The organism is Alicyclobacillus fastidiosus (genome assembly GCF_026651875.1).
GTDB lineage: Bacteria > Bacillota > Bacilli > Alicyclobacillales > Alicyclobacillaceae > Alicyclobacillus > Alicyclobacillus fastidiosus.
The window spans coordinates 1,898,435-1,913,230 of sequence record NZ_CP104067.1 but is presented as its reverse complement, the minus strand read 5'-3'; the positions used below and the strand labels follow the sequence as shown (position 1 = coordinate 1,913,230).

Below are 14,796 nucleotides of genomic sequence, written 5' to 3'. Positions count from 1 at the left end.
GGCATGCTCACTGTGCTCTGGCTCGTTTTCATCGTCGCCATCATGATTTGGGTTTGGCCCCGGTGGTGGGCGAGTGTCGTACAGGACAAAGTGGATTGTATCGTGGACTTCCCTCGGCACGAGTGCGACATCAGCGAGGCAGTGCCTTTGAAGGTGACGCTCGTCAATCGCTCCTGGCTGCCGATTCCATTCGCGGAGGTCCACGTCAATCTGCCGCGTGAGTTGTCCACGCTGCAAAACGTCGGCGCGCATCACCTCGTCTTTACGACGTACGTCCTCATGCGGCGGCGCGTTCAGATCGAGTTTACGCTCTACGGGTTTCACCGCGGCCCCGCCGCCGTCAAGGACGTGTTTGTGCGAATGCACGAAGGCATCGGGCTGCGAAACGCGTACGTGTACGACCACCCCATCGCGCATATCGCGGTACGTCCGAACCCAGAAGCCTGCCCGAACCATCTGCAGCGTTTCGCGAAACAAGGAGAACAAGCGGTTGACCGATGGCTGTTTCCAGACGAGACGATGTTCAAAGGGGTTCGTCCGTACCAAGCGTCCGATCCCGCCCGCCACATTCACTGGCGCGCGACCGCTCGGCTCGGAAAACTGGTGGCCAAGCAGTTCTTTTCGTCAACGGAATTGGATGTCCTACTCATCCTCAACGCACAGACGACCGAACCACACTGGAAGGGCAGCGCGCGCGATCCGTTCGAAGAGCTCGTCGGGTACCTCACCGATGTCGCGCTCTCCCTTGAGCGAGCCGGAGCCCGCCTATCCTTTGCGAGCAACGCCTCAATCGTCGGCCGACGCGGGGTATCCCTGCCCGGACGGATGAGCGGCGCCTCGCTTCGCTCCCTGCTCGGCCACGTACAACCGTACGCCACAGAGTCGCTCTCTGCGATTCTGACTTATCTCGTCAGGCATCAGCAGTCGATGCCACAACAGGTCATCCTGTTTTCCGCATTTGAGACGGACGAGCAAAAAAAACTGGTCAACCAGTTGCGCCGATCGGGCAGACACATTGACTTCGTCCGCGCCGTCAGGCACCCATTGGACGCCCTCGAGGCGGCTGCCGAAAAAGTTTGGTCGGCTCGCCAAGCGGCCAAAGAAGAGGGGGAATCGCGATGAACCAGACGACTGACCACGATGTGACCCTCTCGCAACCAACAGGCTGCTCGTGGCGGGATTTAAGCGACACTGCACACACGTGGACTGGCATCCTGAACGGGCTTGCGGGCTTCTACTTCGCGGTGACGTTTTCCTGGGCGCACCAATCCTGGCCAGTGTATCTACTCGTCCCGCTCATTTGCTGCATTTGTACAGGGGTGGCGATGACCGTCATCCTTCGCTTCGCGTCGTGGCGAAAGGCGCTCATCCTGGCGACCGTCGTCGACCTGGTCCTGCTCGGCGCGTCGGAGGTCATCTTGCGTGCGCCGGTAGGCATGGCCATCGCGACGTTGTTCGGGGCGGTCGCAAGTGCCGCGCTGGCGCTTCCACACGTGCTGCAGGCGGATGTCGGCGATGGCTGTATCATCAACCTGCGGATATTCACGGGTCTCGCCGTCGCTGGCGTCGTGATCTACATCCTCAATGACGTCTCATCCGCGGCTGCCCGCTCGGCAAGTGCCATTCTATTCACGGTCGTCATGTCCATCGGCCTTCTGCTTGGCGAGCTAGGCCTTGCTCGCCACGCGCAGGCCAAATCCACCGGCCTCGCGCAGCGGGCAGTCCTGTACAGCGGCGCCGGCGTGTTGACTTTGGCAGCACTCGTCGGCGGTCTCGGCCCCATTGCCGCAGGCGCAACCATACTAATTCTCTTGGCAGCTTTGGCATTTATAGTCACGCCCGTTATGTCGCCGGTCATGCAAGCCTTGTTCAACCTCCTGAACCGGTTAAAGCTCCATGGCCACACAGGAATCCAGCGCGCGCCGTCAACGGCCCAGAACACGACGTCACACACTTTGACGCACGCACACGTCACGTCCCCCACTCTTCAGTGGGCGGTGTGGGCCGTCCTGCTCGGCATCATGCTCACAGGTGTTCTCATCTACTTGCTGGTGCAGCGAAAGAAGGAGACACCGACGGTTGCCGACCAGGCGAAACTGGCGATGACTACCGTCAAGCGCGATCGACAGATTGATGGATTTCAACTCGAACCGACCGCCGACCCCACGCGGCGCGCCTATCAGAAGCGGTTGCAGGAGTGGCACGCGCAAGGCCACACCATCGGGCGCTCCGAAACGGTGCGGGAGCTGTTCTCGCGTTTGCCGACGACCGAAGTTGCCAGCGGCGATTTGTCCCTCACACAGGCATATGAACGAGTTCGATACGGCCTGGGGTCGAACGGACAAAATGAGGATCAGGTGAACCAGGAAGAACAACAGGACTAGGCGCCACGACGGGCGGCCTTCGTCCCGTTATCGCTTTCAAAACGAGGTCATTAGTAATAGGTGCGGACAACCGTCAGCGGGGATTGCGGCCACACCTCGTACACTTCGAGCGTTCCAGGGATGAGGACCGCGTCGCCCGGGTTTAGCGACAAGGACTGTTGCTGCCCATCCACAGTCGCGCGTAATTCTCCGGTTCCTTCGACCACAATCAACACGTCCGGATTACCGGAATGTCCGTGCGTGAGCGCCAACGGCTCACTCGTGACCACGGACTCTATTGTGAAATAGGGGCACTCGACTAAGCGCTGGTGCTCTATGCCCTCCTCGCTGTGAATCCACACACGCTCCACATCCACGAGAGGTTGGCCGTACTCCAGGACGTCTGCCGCTTTGTCGACATGCAGCGCTCTCCCTTTGCCGCTGTCATCCACTCTATCCCAGTCGTAGACCCGATACGTCACGTCCGAGGTCTGCTGGATTTCGAGTACCTTGGTCCCCGCGAGAAGCGCGTGCAGCGTACGTGCCGGAACGAAGACGAGATCTCCCTTGCGGACAGAACGGTACTCGAGATGGTCCTTGACTTGCCCATTCTGGACGGCTCGCTCGTACGTCTCTCGGTCCGGAAACGAGTGGCCGTAGTTTACCTTCCCATCCTCCTTCGCGTCGAGCACGTACCACGCCTCTGTCTTTCCGAAGTCGCCCTCGTTCGCAATCGCGTATGTATCGTCCGGATGGATCTGCACCGACAGGTCGTCCTCTGCCTCCAAAAACTTGATGAGCAGTGGAAACCTCGGTTGCGGCGACTTTCCTAGGTACGCACTCGGGTACATCTCCGTCAGTTCATTGAGTGTCCTGCCGACAAGCGGGCCTTCTGAGACGACACTCATCCCGTGTGGGTGCCCGGAGACCACCCAGTACTCGCCGATGGGCTCGGTGGACTCCACGTGAAACATCGGTTTGAGACCATCCCCGCCCCAGATTCGGTGCATCGGCACCGGCTTGAATTTAACTGGATACACGCGTCACTGCCCCTTCACTAGATCTCGTAGTTCGAAGACCACACGTGCGTCTGAGACTCGCCCGTCCAACACCGCCACGACGTTTTTGGCTGCCAACATGGCCATGTCGTCGCGCGTCGCGCGCGTGGCGGAGCCGATATGCGGCAACACGACGATGTTGTCCAAGCCGAGAAGCGGGTTCGTTGTCGGCGTGGGCTCTTCGCGGAACACATCCACGCCTGCAGCTCGGATGACTCCGTCCTTGAGGGCATTGTATAACGCCTCTTCGTCCACGGTCATCCCCCGCGACATGTTCACGAAGATGGCCGAGGACTTCATTTGACCAAACGCCTCTTTGTTCATCATTCCACGAGTCTCGTCCGTGAGCGGCGTGAGCAGCACGACGAAGTCGGACTTCTGGAGTAAGTCGTCAAACGACACATAGGTCAGACCGAGGCTGGCCTCGACTTCTGGCTTGCGTGAACGGTTATGATACAACACGTCCATGCCAAACCCCAACTTCGCACGTCTGGCCACCGCCTCCCCAATGCGTCCCATGCCGATGATCCCAAGCGTCCGATGATGAACGTCGAGGCCAAAGTACCACCCCTCTGGCTTGCCCCTCCACTGCCCTGTGCGCACCACGGCATCCATTTCGACGACCCTCCTGGCGGCCGCGAGCATCAGTGCAAACGTCAAATCGGCGACGGTCTCGTCGAGCACACCAGGTGTGTGTGTCCCAATCACGCCGTGTCGGCGCATCGCTTCTGTGTCGAAGTGGTCATACCCCACAGAGCTTGTACTCACACACTTGAGATCTGGCAACTGCGATAACAATTCATCATCAATACGCGTCCTGGACGTGATGATGCCACGCGCGTCCCGCGCGCGATCCACCAATTGCTCCGGCGTGATGCGCGTCTTCGCATCCCAAATGTCCAACTCCACGTGACGCCTCAAATAATCCTCTGTATCTGCAGGTAGCTTGCGAGTGGAAAACACTTTGTACATGGGCAAACCTCCTTGATTACCGTGCGCGTTTCGATGGCAAGTCACAGAGCGAAACTCCTACAACTCTACTCTACACAACGAATCACATGCGGGGTAGTCTTGTCATCCGCCGACCGGCTGCTCCACGGCGTGCGGCGCGACGGACTTGTTTCAGAATAGACAAATGTAACAGTAGACGAATGACCCGTGGGTATGACAAGATACTTCCGTAGCTATCGATCCAAACGTCCGGTGACCGGCGCCCGCCGATTGATTCGTGGGACACCCTAAATTAGCGATGGATGGACAGAATTATCACGGACAAGCCAGTGACCAATTGACTGTGATATATACAGACTCACGTGCACGTCCCGCGTACTTGACGTTATCGGCGCGCTCACAGCAATGGATCGCATCAGCAGAAACGTAGAGGTGACCTTTCCAATGGCGATAACTCGTGACGAATGTAAATCTTGTCTGGATTACGCGCTAGGAGAAATTCACGACGAATTGCGCCGCAAACGATACGAGCGGCATCTCAAAACCTGCCCAAGCTGTCAACGCGATTTATTGGAGTACCGTGAGATCATCCGTGATTTACATCGACCGGAAGATGCGGTAACCGAGGTGCAGTTCACAGCGAATCGGACCAAACTGGTTGCCTTTCCGCGTGGACGCAGCCCCCAAGGTGCCGGACGCACCCCCATATTCGTTCGTCTCTCACGGGCCTCTATGACGTTGTCGGTGTCGGCGACCGCCGCCATCATGGCGCTTGCGATGCTGATTCACACAGGTCACTTTTTACATCTAGGAACCATCGGGGATTCTGCATTGGATCACATGTCTCACACCGTTTTATCCGGCGGTCGCCACCTCGCCCACGACATCCATCGCATCTAGCGCCGTCGTCCACCACAATCACGGTTTTATCGCGTGCCAAACCGTCCACTGATCCCTGTCGACAATCGATTGAAGCGGCAACTTGGTGCGAATCTCTGCGACGAGTGCGCACAGTTCGTCATCCGTGAGTTCGTGAAGAATAGATCTCCCCGCCCTCGCTAGAAGGTCCTGTTCAAGGCCCTAAAAATCGCCGTATTCTCTTCGGATTTCCCATAGGCGCTCCGTACTTAGTCGCTCAAATCCCACCGCTTCAAGCGCCGCTGATACTTCGCTCACACCATGTCGCCGACACACCTCCACGTCGCACAGCCGCGGATACATCTCAAAGAAATAGCCTCGGATGTGGTCGGGCGCACCCGGCAACAAAACGTCTTCCACCGTGCGGTCCTGAATCACCACAGCACCACCCGGCCGCAACAGCCGATACGCCTCCCGAAACAACTCAGTCACTTCGTCCAGCCGCATGTGATGAATCACGGCCCGTGAGAATACGACGTCGTACGCATTCCCAGGCAAGCCTGCCGCACGCGCGTCCGCCACAAAGAAGCGGATGTCTGCGCCATACACCTCTCTTGCGGCTTCGATCATGGCCGCAGAGGCGTCGATCCCGACTACAGACCGCGCCCCCGCCGCCATGCAAGCAGCAGGGGGGGCGGAGAGAAAAGCGCCTAGTCGACAACAAAAAGTGCCAGCCGACAGAGGGCTACTCCTTGTCTGACTGACACCTTTGATCACCTTTACGCAGTGGGCAACTAAGCGGACGTTTTCACCGATTCGCCAAACGATTGGCTCGAGTGGTCTTTTGGCAGTCGGGTCAGTTGAAACACGGCTAGCCAGACAATCGCGAAACCGATCCATTGACCCACGTTGATGGTTTGGCCGAGTACGAGCCAGTTTAACAACAGGCCCGTCGCCGGAAAGGCGAGCTCCGCAATCGTCGCGTGAGAAGCCTTCACATCGTCGAGTCCTCGATAATAGATCAAGAGGCTGAACAGACTCGGGAAGAGTGTTTGAAAAAGCAGATTTGCCAGGACCGGCCACAAGGTCAGCGCGTGACCGAGCGAGGTCCAAGACGGGTGCTCTGCCTCGACGATACAAAACAGAAACGGAAGAGCCACTGCAAACCTTAGCGCCGTGACCGTCGAAAACGATACTTTCCCGACGAGCCGCTTTCCCATCGCCGTCGAGCCACCCCACAGAGCAGCCGCCCCCAGCGCACAGAGTGCGCCGACGAGGCGACCGTGCGTGTCGATTCCCGTGAGCGAGCCAAATCCGAACGTGAGCAAATAGGCGCCGACCATGGCGGCAGCCAATAGCCACCAATAGCCTTGGCGGATGCGTTCCTTGAGCAGCCAAGCGGCCAACAACACCGCGAAGAGCGGCTGAAGCTTCTGCAGCACCAGTACGACGTTCGCATTGCCGTACTGCAACCCGACGGCGAACAGGATGGACGCCAACGCGGAGCCGCCCCATCCGATGAACAACACCGCACCCCAATCACCGATATCCAACCGTTTCAGTTCGTGCCGCTTCCAAAGGAGCACGGGTACGGCGAACAACGTGAGCAGCAAGTGCTCCAAGAAGACAATCTGCGTGGACGTCATGTGACGCTGCAACGACACGATGAAAACTGCATCCAGACCCCACATCGCCGCACCGAGGGCGATGAGCCATACGCCATAGCACGGTGAGGAGACGCGCTTCCCTGCTGATTCCATATTCAATCCAATGACCTCCTGAGTAAGGACATTTGAATTGAACCTTCCCGGAAGAGCATGCACGTTGAAACGCAAATCGCCCCATGGATCAATCCATGGGGCGTGTGCATGCACAACTAGGTATGACTCGTCGAGCCATGCCAAAGTTTACCTTCTCCCATCCGGACTATACCGTCGGCCTTGGATTCTCACCAAGTCAATCCACACGCCTTAGCTGTGCGGAGTCGCGGGCTTCGCTGGCGCCGTGGCACGTATCGCCACGTCAACACAGCTTTACCGCCGGTCGGGAATTTCACCCTGCCCCGAAGGTTCATATTCATCTAAAACTATCGTATCACCATCACGCTTACAAAGCTACTCATTTTTTTGAAGTGACACCGCAAGAGCACCTAGAGCTACCCTCATCGAACGACGACAAGGGATTCGGATTTCTCCGAATCCCGGAAGCGTCTCGCGACAGTACTAGCCCTGTGTAACCTGCACCCACTGGCCACGTTCGGACGATTGCTCAATCGCCGCCAACACGCGCTCGTTTTGCAGTCCGTCTTCGAAATCGGGTTTGCACTCCGTCCCGTCGACGATACTCTGGAAAAACGTCGCAAACAGGTTGATGAACGTATGCTCGTAGCCAATGATGTGCCCAGCGGGCCAATAGGCTCCCGCAAACGGATGCTGTTCCTCCGTACAGTTGATCGTGCGGAAGCCCTGGAGACCTGGTGCGTCGTCCACGAGATAGACTTGAAGGTTGTTCATATTCTCGAGATCCCAACGAATGGAGCCCTTTTCGCCGTTCACCTCGATGCGGTTTCCATTTCGATTCCCCGCTGCAAAGCGCGTCGCTTCAAAGACGCCGAGCGCGCCTTGATCAAAGTGCGCCAGCCAAGCCGCGGCGTCGTCCACGTCGACGATGCCGGTCGCGTTCACGTCCTTCTTGGCGTTTAACCCGCCACTCATCTCGCCGAGCGGGCGCTCCTTGATAAACGTTTCCATCGTAGCCGTCAAATCGGTGATTTCACCGACGAGGAAACGCCCGAGGTCGATGATGTGCGCGCCGATGTCCCCAAGTGCACCGGACCCAGTCACTTCTTTACGCAGGCGCCAGACGAGCGGGAATTCCGGATCCATGATCCAATCCTGAAGATACTGCGCCCGCACGTGGTAGATACGCCCAAGCTTGCCCGAGGAAATCAACTGCTTCGCGTATTGAATCGCCGGTGAAAAACGATAGTTATGGCAGACTATCGCTCGTACGCCCGCCTCGTTGACCGCGTCGCGCATCTGCTTCGCCTGGTCTACCGTCAAAGCCAACGGCTTTTCACAGATGATGTGCTTGCCTGCCTTTGCAGCTGCAATCGCGATTTCCGCGTGAGTGTTATTCGGCGTCACGATGTCCACGACGTCAATATCATCCCGCTCAATCAACCGGCGCCAGTCCGTCTCGCAGGACGCGAATCCGAACTGTTCTGCCGCAGCGCGAACCCCCGCCTCGTCACGCCCCGCAATCGCCGTCATGACCGGAGTTACCCCAGTATCAAAGAAGAACGGCAAGTCACGGTATGCGTGACTATGCGCCTTGCCCATAAACTTGTACCCAACCATTCCGATTCGCAGTTCACGTGGTGCCATCGTTTGCCTCCTCCCTATACCTGCGCAACAGGCGCACATGCCCAGCTCAGAGTTTCACAGCTTCTCCGGTTTCAGCAGATGCATAAAGGCCATTGATGACCCGTTGCAGCTTCACGCCTTGCTCTGGTGTCGAAATCGGCGCATCGCCACCGAGGCACGCGTTGACAAAGCGCTCCACTTCCAGCTCGTATCCCGACTTGTCAGGAAGATACGCCGGTTTGACGTCGATGAGAGACCCATGTTTCTCTTGATAGATGGTCAGTGGGAAGACATCTGCCCCGCCGAGATCGCCCATCAACTTGACGTTCATCTCGTCCCGCTTTTGTACGTTCGCGGCAAACGCCGACTCGAGAACCAATGTAGCTCCGTTTTTGAACCGAATGAAGCCGCGCGCCATGTCTTCGACCGTAAAGTTCTCGTAATCCCACGCACCAAGCAGGCCAACGCCCTTTTTCTTGCCAAGTCGTTGGTACGTCGCGCCAAACACCGAATCGGGCTCCGGATAACCCATCAGGTACAAGGCGGTGTCGAGCATGTGCACACCGATGTCGATGAGCGGCCCACCACCCTGCAACTCCTTGTTCGTGAATACGCCCCAGCCTGGAATGCCCCGGCGGCGCAACGCGATGGCAGTAGCGGCGTAGATCTCGCCGAGCTCACCACCGTCGATAAAGCGCTTGAGTGCTTCGACGTCTTGCGTGTGACGATAGTGGAAGCCATAGGAGAGATACTTGCCCGCCTTGTTCGCCGCCTGCGCCATCGCCACTGCCTCTGCGACAGTCATCGCAGGTGGCTTTTCGCACAACACGTGACAACCGGCCTCAAGTGCAGCAATCGCGGCCGAGGCGTGGAATTTGTTCGGCGTACAAATGCTCACGGCGTCGAGATCGACAGATTGAAGCATCTCCTCGACCGTCGCGAAATGATACTCGATGCCAAACTTTGCAGCCGCTTCTTTTGCCCGTTCTACAGCGACGTCCGCGATAGCCACAATTTCAACCCTGTCGCCGCACTTCTGATAGTTTGGAATGTGCACGGCTTGGGCGATCCCACCCGCACCGACAATCCCTACGCGCAATGCCTCTGTCATCATCGATTCTCTCCTTATGCCCACCAAATATTTTCTAATTTCTTGCGAATGAGGAGCGGTTTCAGAAACGCAACTGCCTTTTCAAATCCCTCTTCGATAGACATCAAGCTATCCTCGTGCTCGATGCTGATTGCCCCGTCGTATCCGCCCAATTGCAGACCACTGATGATATTGCGCCAAACTTCTTCCCCGTGTCCGTAACCGACCGTTCGGAAGATCCACGAGCGGGCATTCTCATCTTGGTAGGGTTTCATATCGAGGACGCCGTTCTCCGCCGTGTTGTACGGATGGATAGCGGTATCCTTCGCGTGCACGTGGAAAATGGACTCCGCTTCAGCCAACCGCTTGATGCACAGAACCGGGTCCATCCCCTGCCAAAAGAGGTGACTCGGGTCGAAGTTCACGCCAATTTGTTCCCCAGCGGCGCTGCGAAGGCGCAGCATCGTCTCCGTGTTGTAGACGACGAACCCTGGATGGGCTTCGATGGCCACGCGCACGCCGTGGTCCTTCAGGAACTGGTTTTGTTCCTTCCAGTACGGAATCACCTTTTCTTCCCATTGCCAGCGAAGGATTTCGCTGTGCTCTGTCGGCCAAGGGCACGTCACCCACACAGAGTGTTTCGATTGGTCCGATTCTCCAGGGCAGCCGGAGAACGTGACGACGTTCTGAACGCCAAGCATTTCGGCGAGAAGGACGGTATTCCGAAACGTCTCATGCGCCTCCATCGCGATGTCTCGATTCGGGTGAATCGGGTTGGCGTGGCAACTCAGGGCGCTGATTTGCAGGCCGCGCCGTTCGATACTGTCGAGGAAGGATTTACGCTTTTCCTCACTGGCGATCAATTCCTTTGGGTTACAGAACTTATCCCCAGGTGAGCCGCCTGTGCCAATTTCAACCGTGTCCAGGCCACTAGCCGCAACGTAGTCCAGCATTTCTTCAAACGTCTTATCGCCAAACAATACGGTAAAAATACCCAGTTTCACTCCCGTGTACCTCCCTTTCTCGCGTCCGTTCCAATCGATTTGCCACTCAGACTCTGTCCTTCAAAAACGCCAGGCTCGTCTGAATGGACTCCAGTGGATCCCCTTTGCACACGTCCTGCTCGACGATGTACCACTTGACGCCCGCGTCCTTTGCCGACGGGATAATCTTCTCCCAATCGAGAACACCTTGACCGACTTCTGCGAAGGATCCATCGTCCTTCGACGCGTCCTTCATATGCAGGAGGTCAAGCCGCCCAGCGTACTTGTTCACATACTCGACTGGGTCCTGACCTGCCCGGTGAATCCAGTACAAGTCCAACTCCGCTTGCACAAGGCTTGGGTCGGTATTCGCGTACAGCAAGTCAAGTACGAACATTCCGTCAAATCGTTCAAATTCGAAGTCGTGGTTGTGATATGCGAGCACGAGTCCCGCTTCTGCCACCTTTTTACTTGCCTGCGCGAGCACCGCCGTCAACGCCTCGAAATCTTCCTTTGTCTGCCGGCGCTCTGGGGGTAACCACGGACAGACGATATAGCCAAAACCAATCGTCTTCGCCTCCTCGATCACGACGTCCAGCTCATTCTCAATTCGAGCGAGCGCGACGTGAGCGGAGACCGCCTGAAAACCGAGCTCATCGAGCAGCGAACGCAAGGCTTGAGGGGTTAGTCCACCATATGTGTGTAATTCCACCGCCTGGTAGCCAGCTCCTGCGACTTTGCGCAAGGTACCTGCAAAATCTTGTTCAAGTAATTCTCGTAATGTATAAAGTTGCACTGCAATATTAGCCACGATGAATTGACTCCTCTCTCGCATTTGTGATTAACCGCGTCAGCGTGTCATGCATCCGCCTGGCGATCCCTTCGTCGCTTCCCTCTAACGGCGCCTTGTGAAGTACCTCTAAGGACAAGGGGCCGGTGTACCCTATCCGGTCGAGGGCCGATACAAATCCCAGCAGGTCGATTTGCCCGTCGCCCGGCAGGCAACGCTCCTGATCATGCGCCTCGTGTGGTGGCAGCGTGGCGTCGTTGATGTGAACGTGCGCGATTTCGTGCGCCTTTAATGCCAGAATGTCTTCAACAGATAGCTCCGCCGTATACCAGTGGTAACTATCGAGCAGGATGCCGGCGCTCGGCGACCCAATCGCCTCCAGGTACGCGCGCAGGTCGTTCAGATCCAGGACAAACGGATAACGTTTCCCACGCAGGTGGTGAGGTCCGACGAACTCGAGTCCCAGGCGAATCCCGAATGCGGACAGCGCGTCGGCGCAGGCTCGCAACCTTCTCGCGAGCCGACTCCCATACGGAATCGGGCGCTCGTCGACAGACGGCCAAAGCCACGTGACAGCGCGCGTGGCACCTAGGCAGAGCGCCGTTTCGGCGACCTGCACAAGGTCTTGAAGCGTCGCTTGAAAGTGCGCTTCGTCGCCGTATACGTCGACTGGCAACCCAAAACTCGCCAGTTCAATACCGCTTGTTTCAAAGAGGTCTCGCACATAGCCCAGGCCCCTCGCTTGAACTCGCTCGGCAATCCAGCGAAAGTCGACGTCGACCACGCGATACCCGGACCGCTTAGCGATGTCTAAGTAGCCTTCGAGCGACTCAGATGTGACGATTGAAGGATGTAAGCAAGGTTTCAACGCGATTCTCCTTTGCCTGCGTTTACTTGTCAGCGAGTGCTCGACGGGCAGCCGCTTGCGGCGAGTCCGGGTGAATTTGCATGAACTCGATGCGATTCCCGTCGGGATCGTGTGTCCAGCATTGATAATTGAGATCTAACCCCTGTTGGGGGGCGATATCCAGAGGAGCGTCCGCCTCTCTGAGCATTTGTGCGACACGTTCAACGTCATCCACCTCGAAGCAGAGGTGATTGAAGCCAATCGAATGTTCGCCTGGTAGCGTTTTCAACTCACCGCCATAAAACAGTTCGATAAAGCGGCCGTCCGGTACGCGAACATACACAATCCAGGGCGTTCCATCCTCGCGATGAATTTCGAAAGCCTTCACACAACCGAGTACGTCGCAATAGAACTTGAGCGATGCGTCCATGTCTTCGACCGTGAACGCGGTGTGACCCATCGATTGAATCATGCTGTTCCTCCTCGAGTGTGTGTGATGCACAGTCTGTCTGGGGTCATTTAACCACATCGCAAGGTGACAATACCATCTCCTATGTGGTTACCTCTTTGCAGATTTGGCTATCTTGTACCCACTTGTCCAATTTGGCTGCTCGTCCAGCCTCGCGCCGACGAAACACCTGCTCCGTGCGGCCCTGCGGAGCAGCGTGATCTGCTCCGTCAGGCCAATCGGGTTTTACTCAAAATACTTTCTTCTCGTCCCGATGTTCCTTGAGAATCTCCACCGCTTCGCGGAAGCGCAGCGTGTGAATGATTTCGCGCTCGCGCAGGAATTTGAGGCCATCCATGATGTCCGGGTCATCTGTGTTGTCGATGATCCACTGGTAGGTTGCGCGGGCCTTCTCCTCGGCGGCGATGTCTTCGTACAAGTCGGCAATCGGATCGCCCTTCGCCTGGATATAGGCCGCGGTCCACGGTACACCGGCGGCGTCGTGGTAGTAGAGCGCACGGTCGTGATTGACATAGTGGTCAACCAGGCCGGCAGCCTTCATTTGCTCGGGCGACGCGTCTTTCGTGAGCTTGTAGACCATCGTGGCGATCATCTCTAAATGCGCAAACTCCTCCGTGCCGATGTCCGTCAAAAGCCCAATCACTCTGTCTGGAATCGTATACCGCTGATTCAGATATCGGAGCGCAGCCGAGAGTTCCCCATCTGCCCCGCCGTACTGCTCGATGAGTAACCTCGCCAACCTCGGGTCACACTTTCCTACGCGAACGGGGTACTGTAGCTTTTTTTCATAGATCCACAAAAATTGTCACCCCCAGATGCCCACATAGGCACTTAAACCTGCCACGGCCACGGTGGGTCTGCCCATTCCCAATGCTTTGGATCCGTCGGGCTACCCCCGTATTCGTACAGCGGACCAAAAGACGACTCGAATTGTGCGACGAGGTTGTGCTTGCGCTTTTGAAATTGCTGAAACTGCGCGAGTGCCTGGGTGTCGTCCCCGTGCGTGTCCAGGTAGAGCGAGAGTTCGACCAGCACGAAGTCGACGGCCTGCAGTTCATGAAGATACTGGTAGTACGCCTTCGGGAGCGGCCGAGATGAACTCATCGCCCTCCCTCCTTCGCACCCCGCGGGTACGGGCTGTAGAAGTCTGGCCACAAGGTCCCTTTCTTCAAGGCCTCATGAGGTGCGTACTGCTTTAATCCAGGAGATTGAAATGTGGTCATCTGGTCGGGTGGAATGATGTAGTATTTCGGACGAGGCGGGCAGGGGTCAAACGCGCTGTGGAACGCGTCCCACTCCCGCCACTGATTCATGTGCTGGCCCTTTTCCAAGGTTAGGCCCTCCTCCAACTCATTCGACTTCCAGCCAATATGTATGTGAGGAGGACAACAAACAGACGAGGACAGTCAGGGTTAGGAGAATTAAAAAAGCGAGGGAAAAAATCCCCCGCTCTCGATTTTGATGAACGTGAATACGCGCGACATCAGTGAATGACGAGCGCAACGATGATTCCGACGAGAATCCCGCCGACGACCTCGGTCGGCTTGTGCCCGACGTGCTCGTCGAGTACGGGCCAATCGATCAACCACCATGGTGACTTCACCACGTTCAGCGGTCGGATGCCTTGAAGGGCTGCCGCGTTCGCATCCGCACTTTCAGCGGTCTGCGCATCGTCCCTGACGTGATGGGACTGTCCGCGGAGGTCGTGTAGCAGTCGATTCAGGACCGCAGCTTGACGCCCAGTCTGCCAACGCACCCCGGCGGCATCGTACATCACGACGCCTGCGACGAAGACGCCAATCGCCAAAATCGGGTCTTCCCCGCCGTTTCGCAACCACAACTCGACAACCAAAGCCGTCACCGCAGCGGAGTGGGAGCTTGGCATGCCACCAGAATTCTTCATCTGGCGCCAATCCCACGTGCGCAATCGCGCCATGCGATAGAACGGCTTCAGCCCCTGCGCAACGATCATTGCAACGAGTGGCGCGACCCACATATATGAGGAAGGATGAATCACAACTC

At 57.2% G+C, this 14,796-nt stretch carries 17 protein-coding genes and 1 riboswitch; of the genes, 3 read left to right on the top strand and 14 right to left on the bottom strand.

Going from position 1 to position 14,796, the window contains the following annotated elements; translation table 11 throughout:
- Positions 1-3 precede the first annotated feature (3 nt).
- Together NZD89_RS09575 and NZD89_RS09570 are read left to right on the top strand one after the other, a co-directional pair.
- The gene (locus NZD89_RS09575; protein ID WP_268007482.1) at positions 4-1,122 is read left to right on the top strand and encodes a DUF58 domain-containing protein; all 1,119 of its coding nucleotides are present in this window, start codon (positions 4-6) and stop codon (positions 1,120-1,122) included.
- Entirely contained in the window at positions 1,119-2,384 is a 1,266-nt protein-coding gene (locus tag NZD89_RS09570) for a DUF4129 domain-containing protein (RefSeq protein ID WP_268007481.1), read from the top strand. The genes NZD89_RS09575 and NZD89_RS09570 overlap by 4 nt, the downstream gene beginning before the upstream one ends.
- Before the next feature lie 50 nt (positions 2,385-2,434).
- Here NZD89_RS09570 and NZD89_RS09565 read toward each other — a convergent pair whose 3' ends face one another.
- Entirely contained in the window at positions 2,435-3,403 is a 969-nt protein-coding gene (locus NZD89_RS09565; RefSeq protein ID WP_268007480.1) for a type I phosphomannose isomerase catalytic subunit, read from the bottom strand.
- 3 nt (positions 3,404-3,406) lie between these two features.
- Positions 3,407-4,393 carry a 2-hydroxyacid dehydrogenase gene (locus tag NZD89_RS09560; protein ID WP_268007479.1) on the bottom strand — a complete coding sequence of 329 codons (987 nt, stop codon included), beginning with the start codon at positions 4,391-4,393 and terminating at the stop codon, positions 3,407-3,409.
- Positions 4,394-4,816: 423 nt separating this feature from the next.
- On the opposite strand from NZD89_RS09560, the gene NZD89_RS09555 reads away from it, so the two are divergent.
- Positions 4,817-5,272, top strand: coding sequence for an anti-sigma factor (locus NZD89_RS09555; protein WP_268007478.1), 456 nt, complete (start codon positions 4,817-4,819; stop codon positions 5,270-5,272).
- A gap of 180 nt (positions 5,273-5,452) precedes the next feature.
- Here NZD89_RS09555 and NZD89_RS09550 read toward each other — a convergent pair whose 3' ends face one another.
- The 12 genes from NZD89_RS09550 to NZD89_RS09495 all read right to left on the bottom strand — a co-directional run bounded on the left by NZD89_RS09550 (position 5,453) and on the right by NZD89_RS09495 (position 14,791).
- The gene (locus tag NZD89_RS09550) at positions 5,453-6,130 is read right to left on the bottom strand and encodes a class I SAM-dependent methyltransferase (RefSeq protein WP_326492927.1); all 678 of its coding nucleotides are present in this window, start codon (positions 6,128-6,130) and stop codon (positions 5,453-5,455) included.
- On the bottom strand, positions 6,025-6,990 hold the full coding sequence (locus NZD89_RS09545) for a DMT family transporter (RefSeq protein WP_268008445.1): 966 nt from the start codon (positions 6,988-6,990) through the stop codon (positions 6,025-6,027). Before NZD89_RS09545 ends, NZD89_RS09550 begins: the two co-directional genes overlap by 106 nt.
- 145 nt (positions 6,991-7,135) lie before the next feature.
- A riboswitch (FMN riboswitch) is annotated at positions 7,136-7,304 on the bottom strand.
- A gap of 148 nt (positions 7,305-7,452) precedes the next feature.
- Positions 7,453-8,616: a Gfo/Idh/MocA family protein gene (locus tag NZD89_RS09540; protein ID WP_268007476.1), complete on the bottom strand. Its 1,164-nt coding sequence runs from the start codon at positions 8,614-8,616 to the stop codon at positions 7,453-7,455.
- A 46-nt stretch (positions 8,617-8,662) separates the two neighbouring features.
- Positions 8,663-9,706, bottom strand: coding sequence for a Gfo/Idh/MocA family protein (locus tag NZD89_RS09535; RefSeq protein ID WP_268008444.1), 1,044 nt, complete (start codon positions 9,704-9,706; stop codon positions 8,663-8,665).
- Positions 9,707-9,720: 14 nt separating this feature from the next.
- A complete protein-coding gene (locus tag NZD89_RS09530; protein ID WP_268007475.1) occupies positions 9,721-10,689 on the bottom strand; it encodes a sugar phosphate isomerase/epimerase family protein in 969 nt (322 codons plus the stop codon).
- 46 nt (positions 10,690-10,735) lie between these two features.
- The gene (locus NZD89_RS09525; protein ID WP_268007474.1) at positions 10,736-11,479 is read right to left on the bottom strand and encodes a sugar phosphate isomerase/epimerase family protein; all 744 of its coding nucleotides are present in this window, start codon (positions 11,477-11,479) and stop codon (positions 10,736-10,738) included.
- On the bottom strand, positions 11,472-12,326 hold the full coding sequence (locus tag NZD89_RS09520) for a sugar phosphate isomerase/epimerase family protein (protein ID WP_268007473.1): 855 nt from the start codon (positions 12,324-12,326) through the stop codon (positions 11,472-11,474). Before NZD89_RS09520 ends, NZD89_RS09525 begins: the two co-directional genes overlap by 8 nt.
- A gap of 22 nt (positions 12,327-12,348) precedes the next feature.
- Entirely contained in the window at positions 12,349-12,777 is a 429-nt protein-coding gene (locus NZD89_RS09515) for a VOC family protein (RefSeq protein WP_268007472.1), read from the bottom strand.
- Positions 12,778-13,003: 226 nt separating this feature from the next.
- Positions 13,004-13,573 carry a manganese catalase family protein gene (locus NZD89_RS09510; RefSeq protein ID WP_268007471.1) on the bottom strand — a complete coding sequence of 190 codons (570 nt, stop codon included), beginning with the start codon at positions 13,571-13,573 and terminating at the stop codon, positions 13,004-13,006.
- A 32-nt stretch (positions 13,574-13,605) separates the two neighbouring features.
- Entirely contained in the window at positions 13,606-13,878 is a 273-nt protein-coding gene (locus tag NZD89_RS09505; RefSeq protein ID WP_268007470.1) for a spore coat protein CotJB, read from the bottom strand.
- A complete protein-coding gene (locus tag NZD89_RS09500; protein ID WP_326492926.1) occupies positions 13,875-14,105 on the bottom strand; it encodes a spore coat associated protein CotJA in 231 nt (76 codons plus the stop codon). The genes NZD89_RS09505 and NZD89_RS09500 overlap by 4 nt, the downstream gene beginning before the upstream one ends.
- A 152-nt stretch (positions 14,106-14,257) precedes the next feature.
- Complete coding sequence (locus NZD89_RS09495; protein ID WP_268007469.1) at positions 14,258-14,791, bottom strand: divergent PAP2 family protein; 534 nt, start codon at positions 14,789-14,791, stop codon at positions 14,258-14,260.
- Positions 14,792-14,796 lie beyond the last annotated feature (5 nt).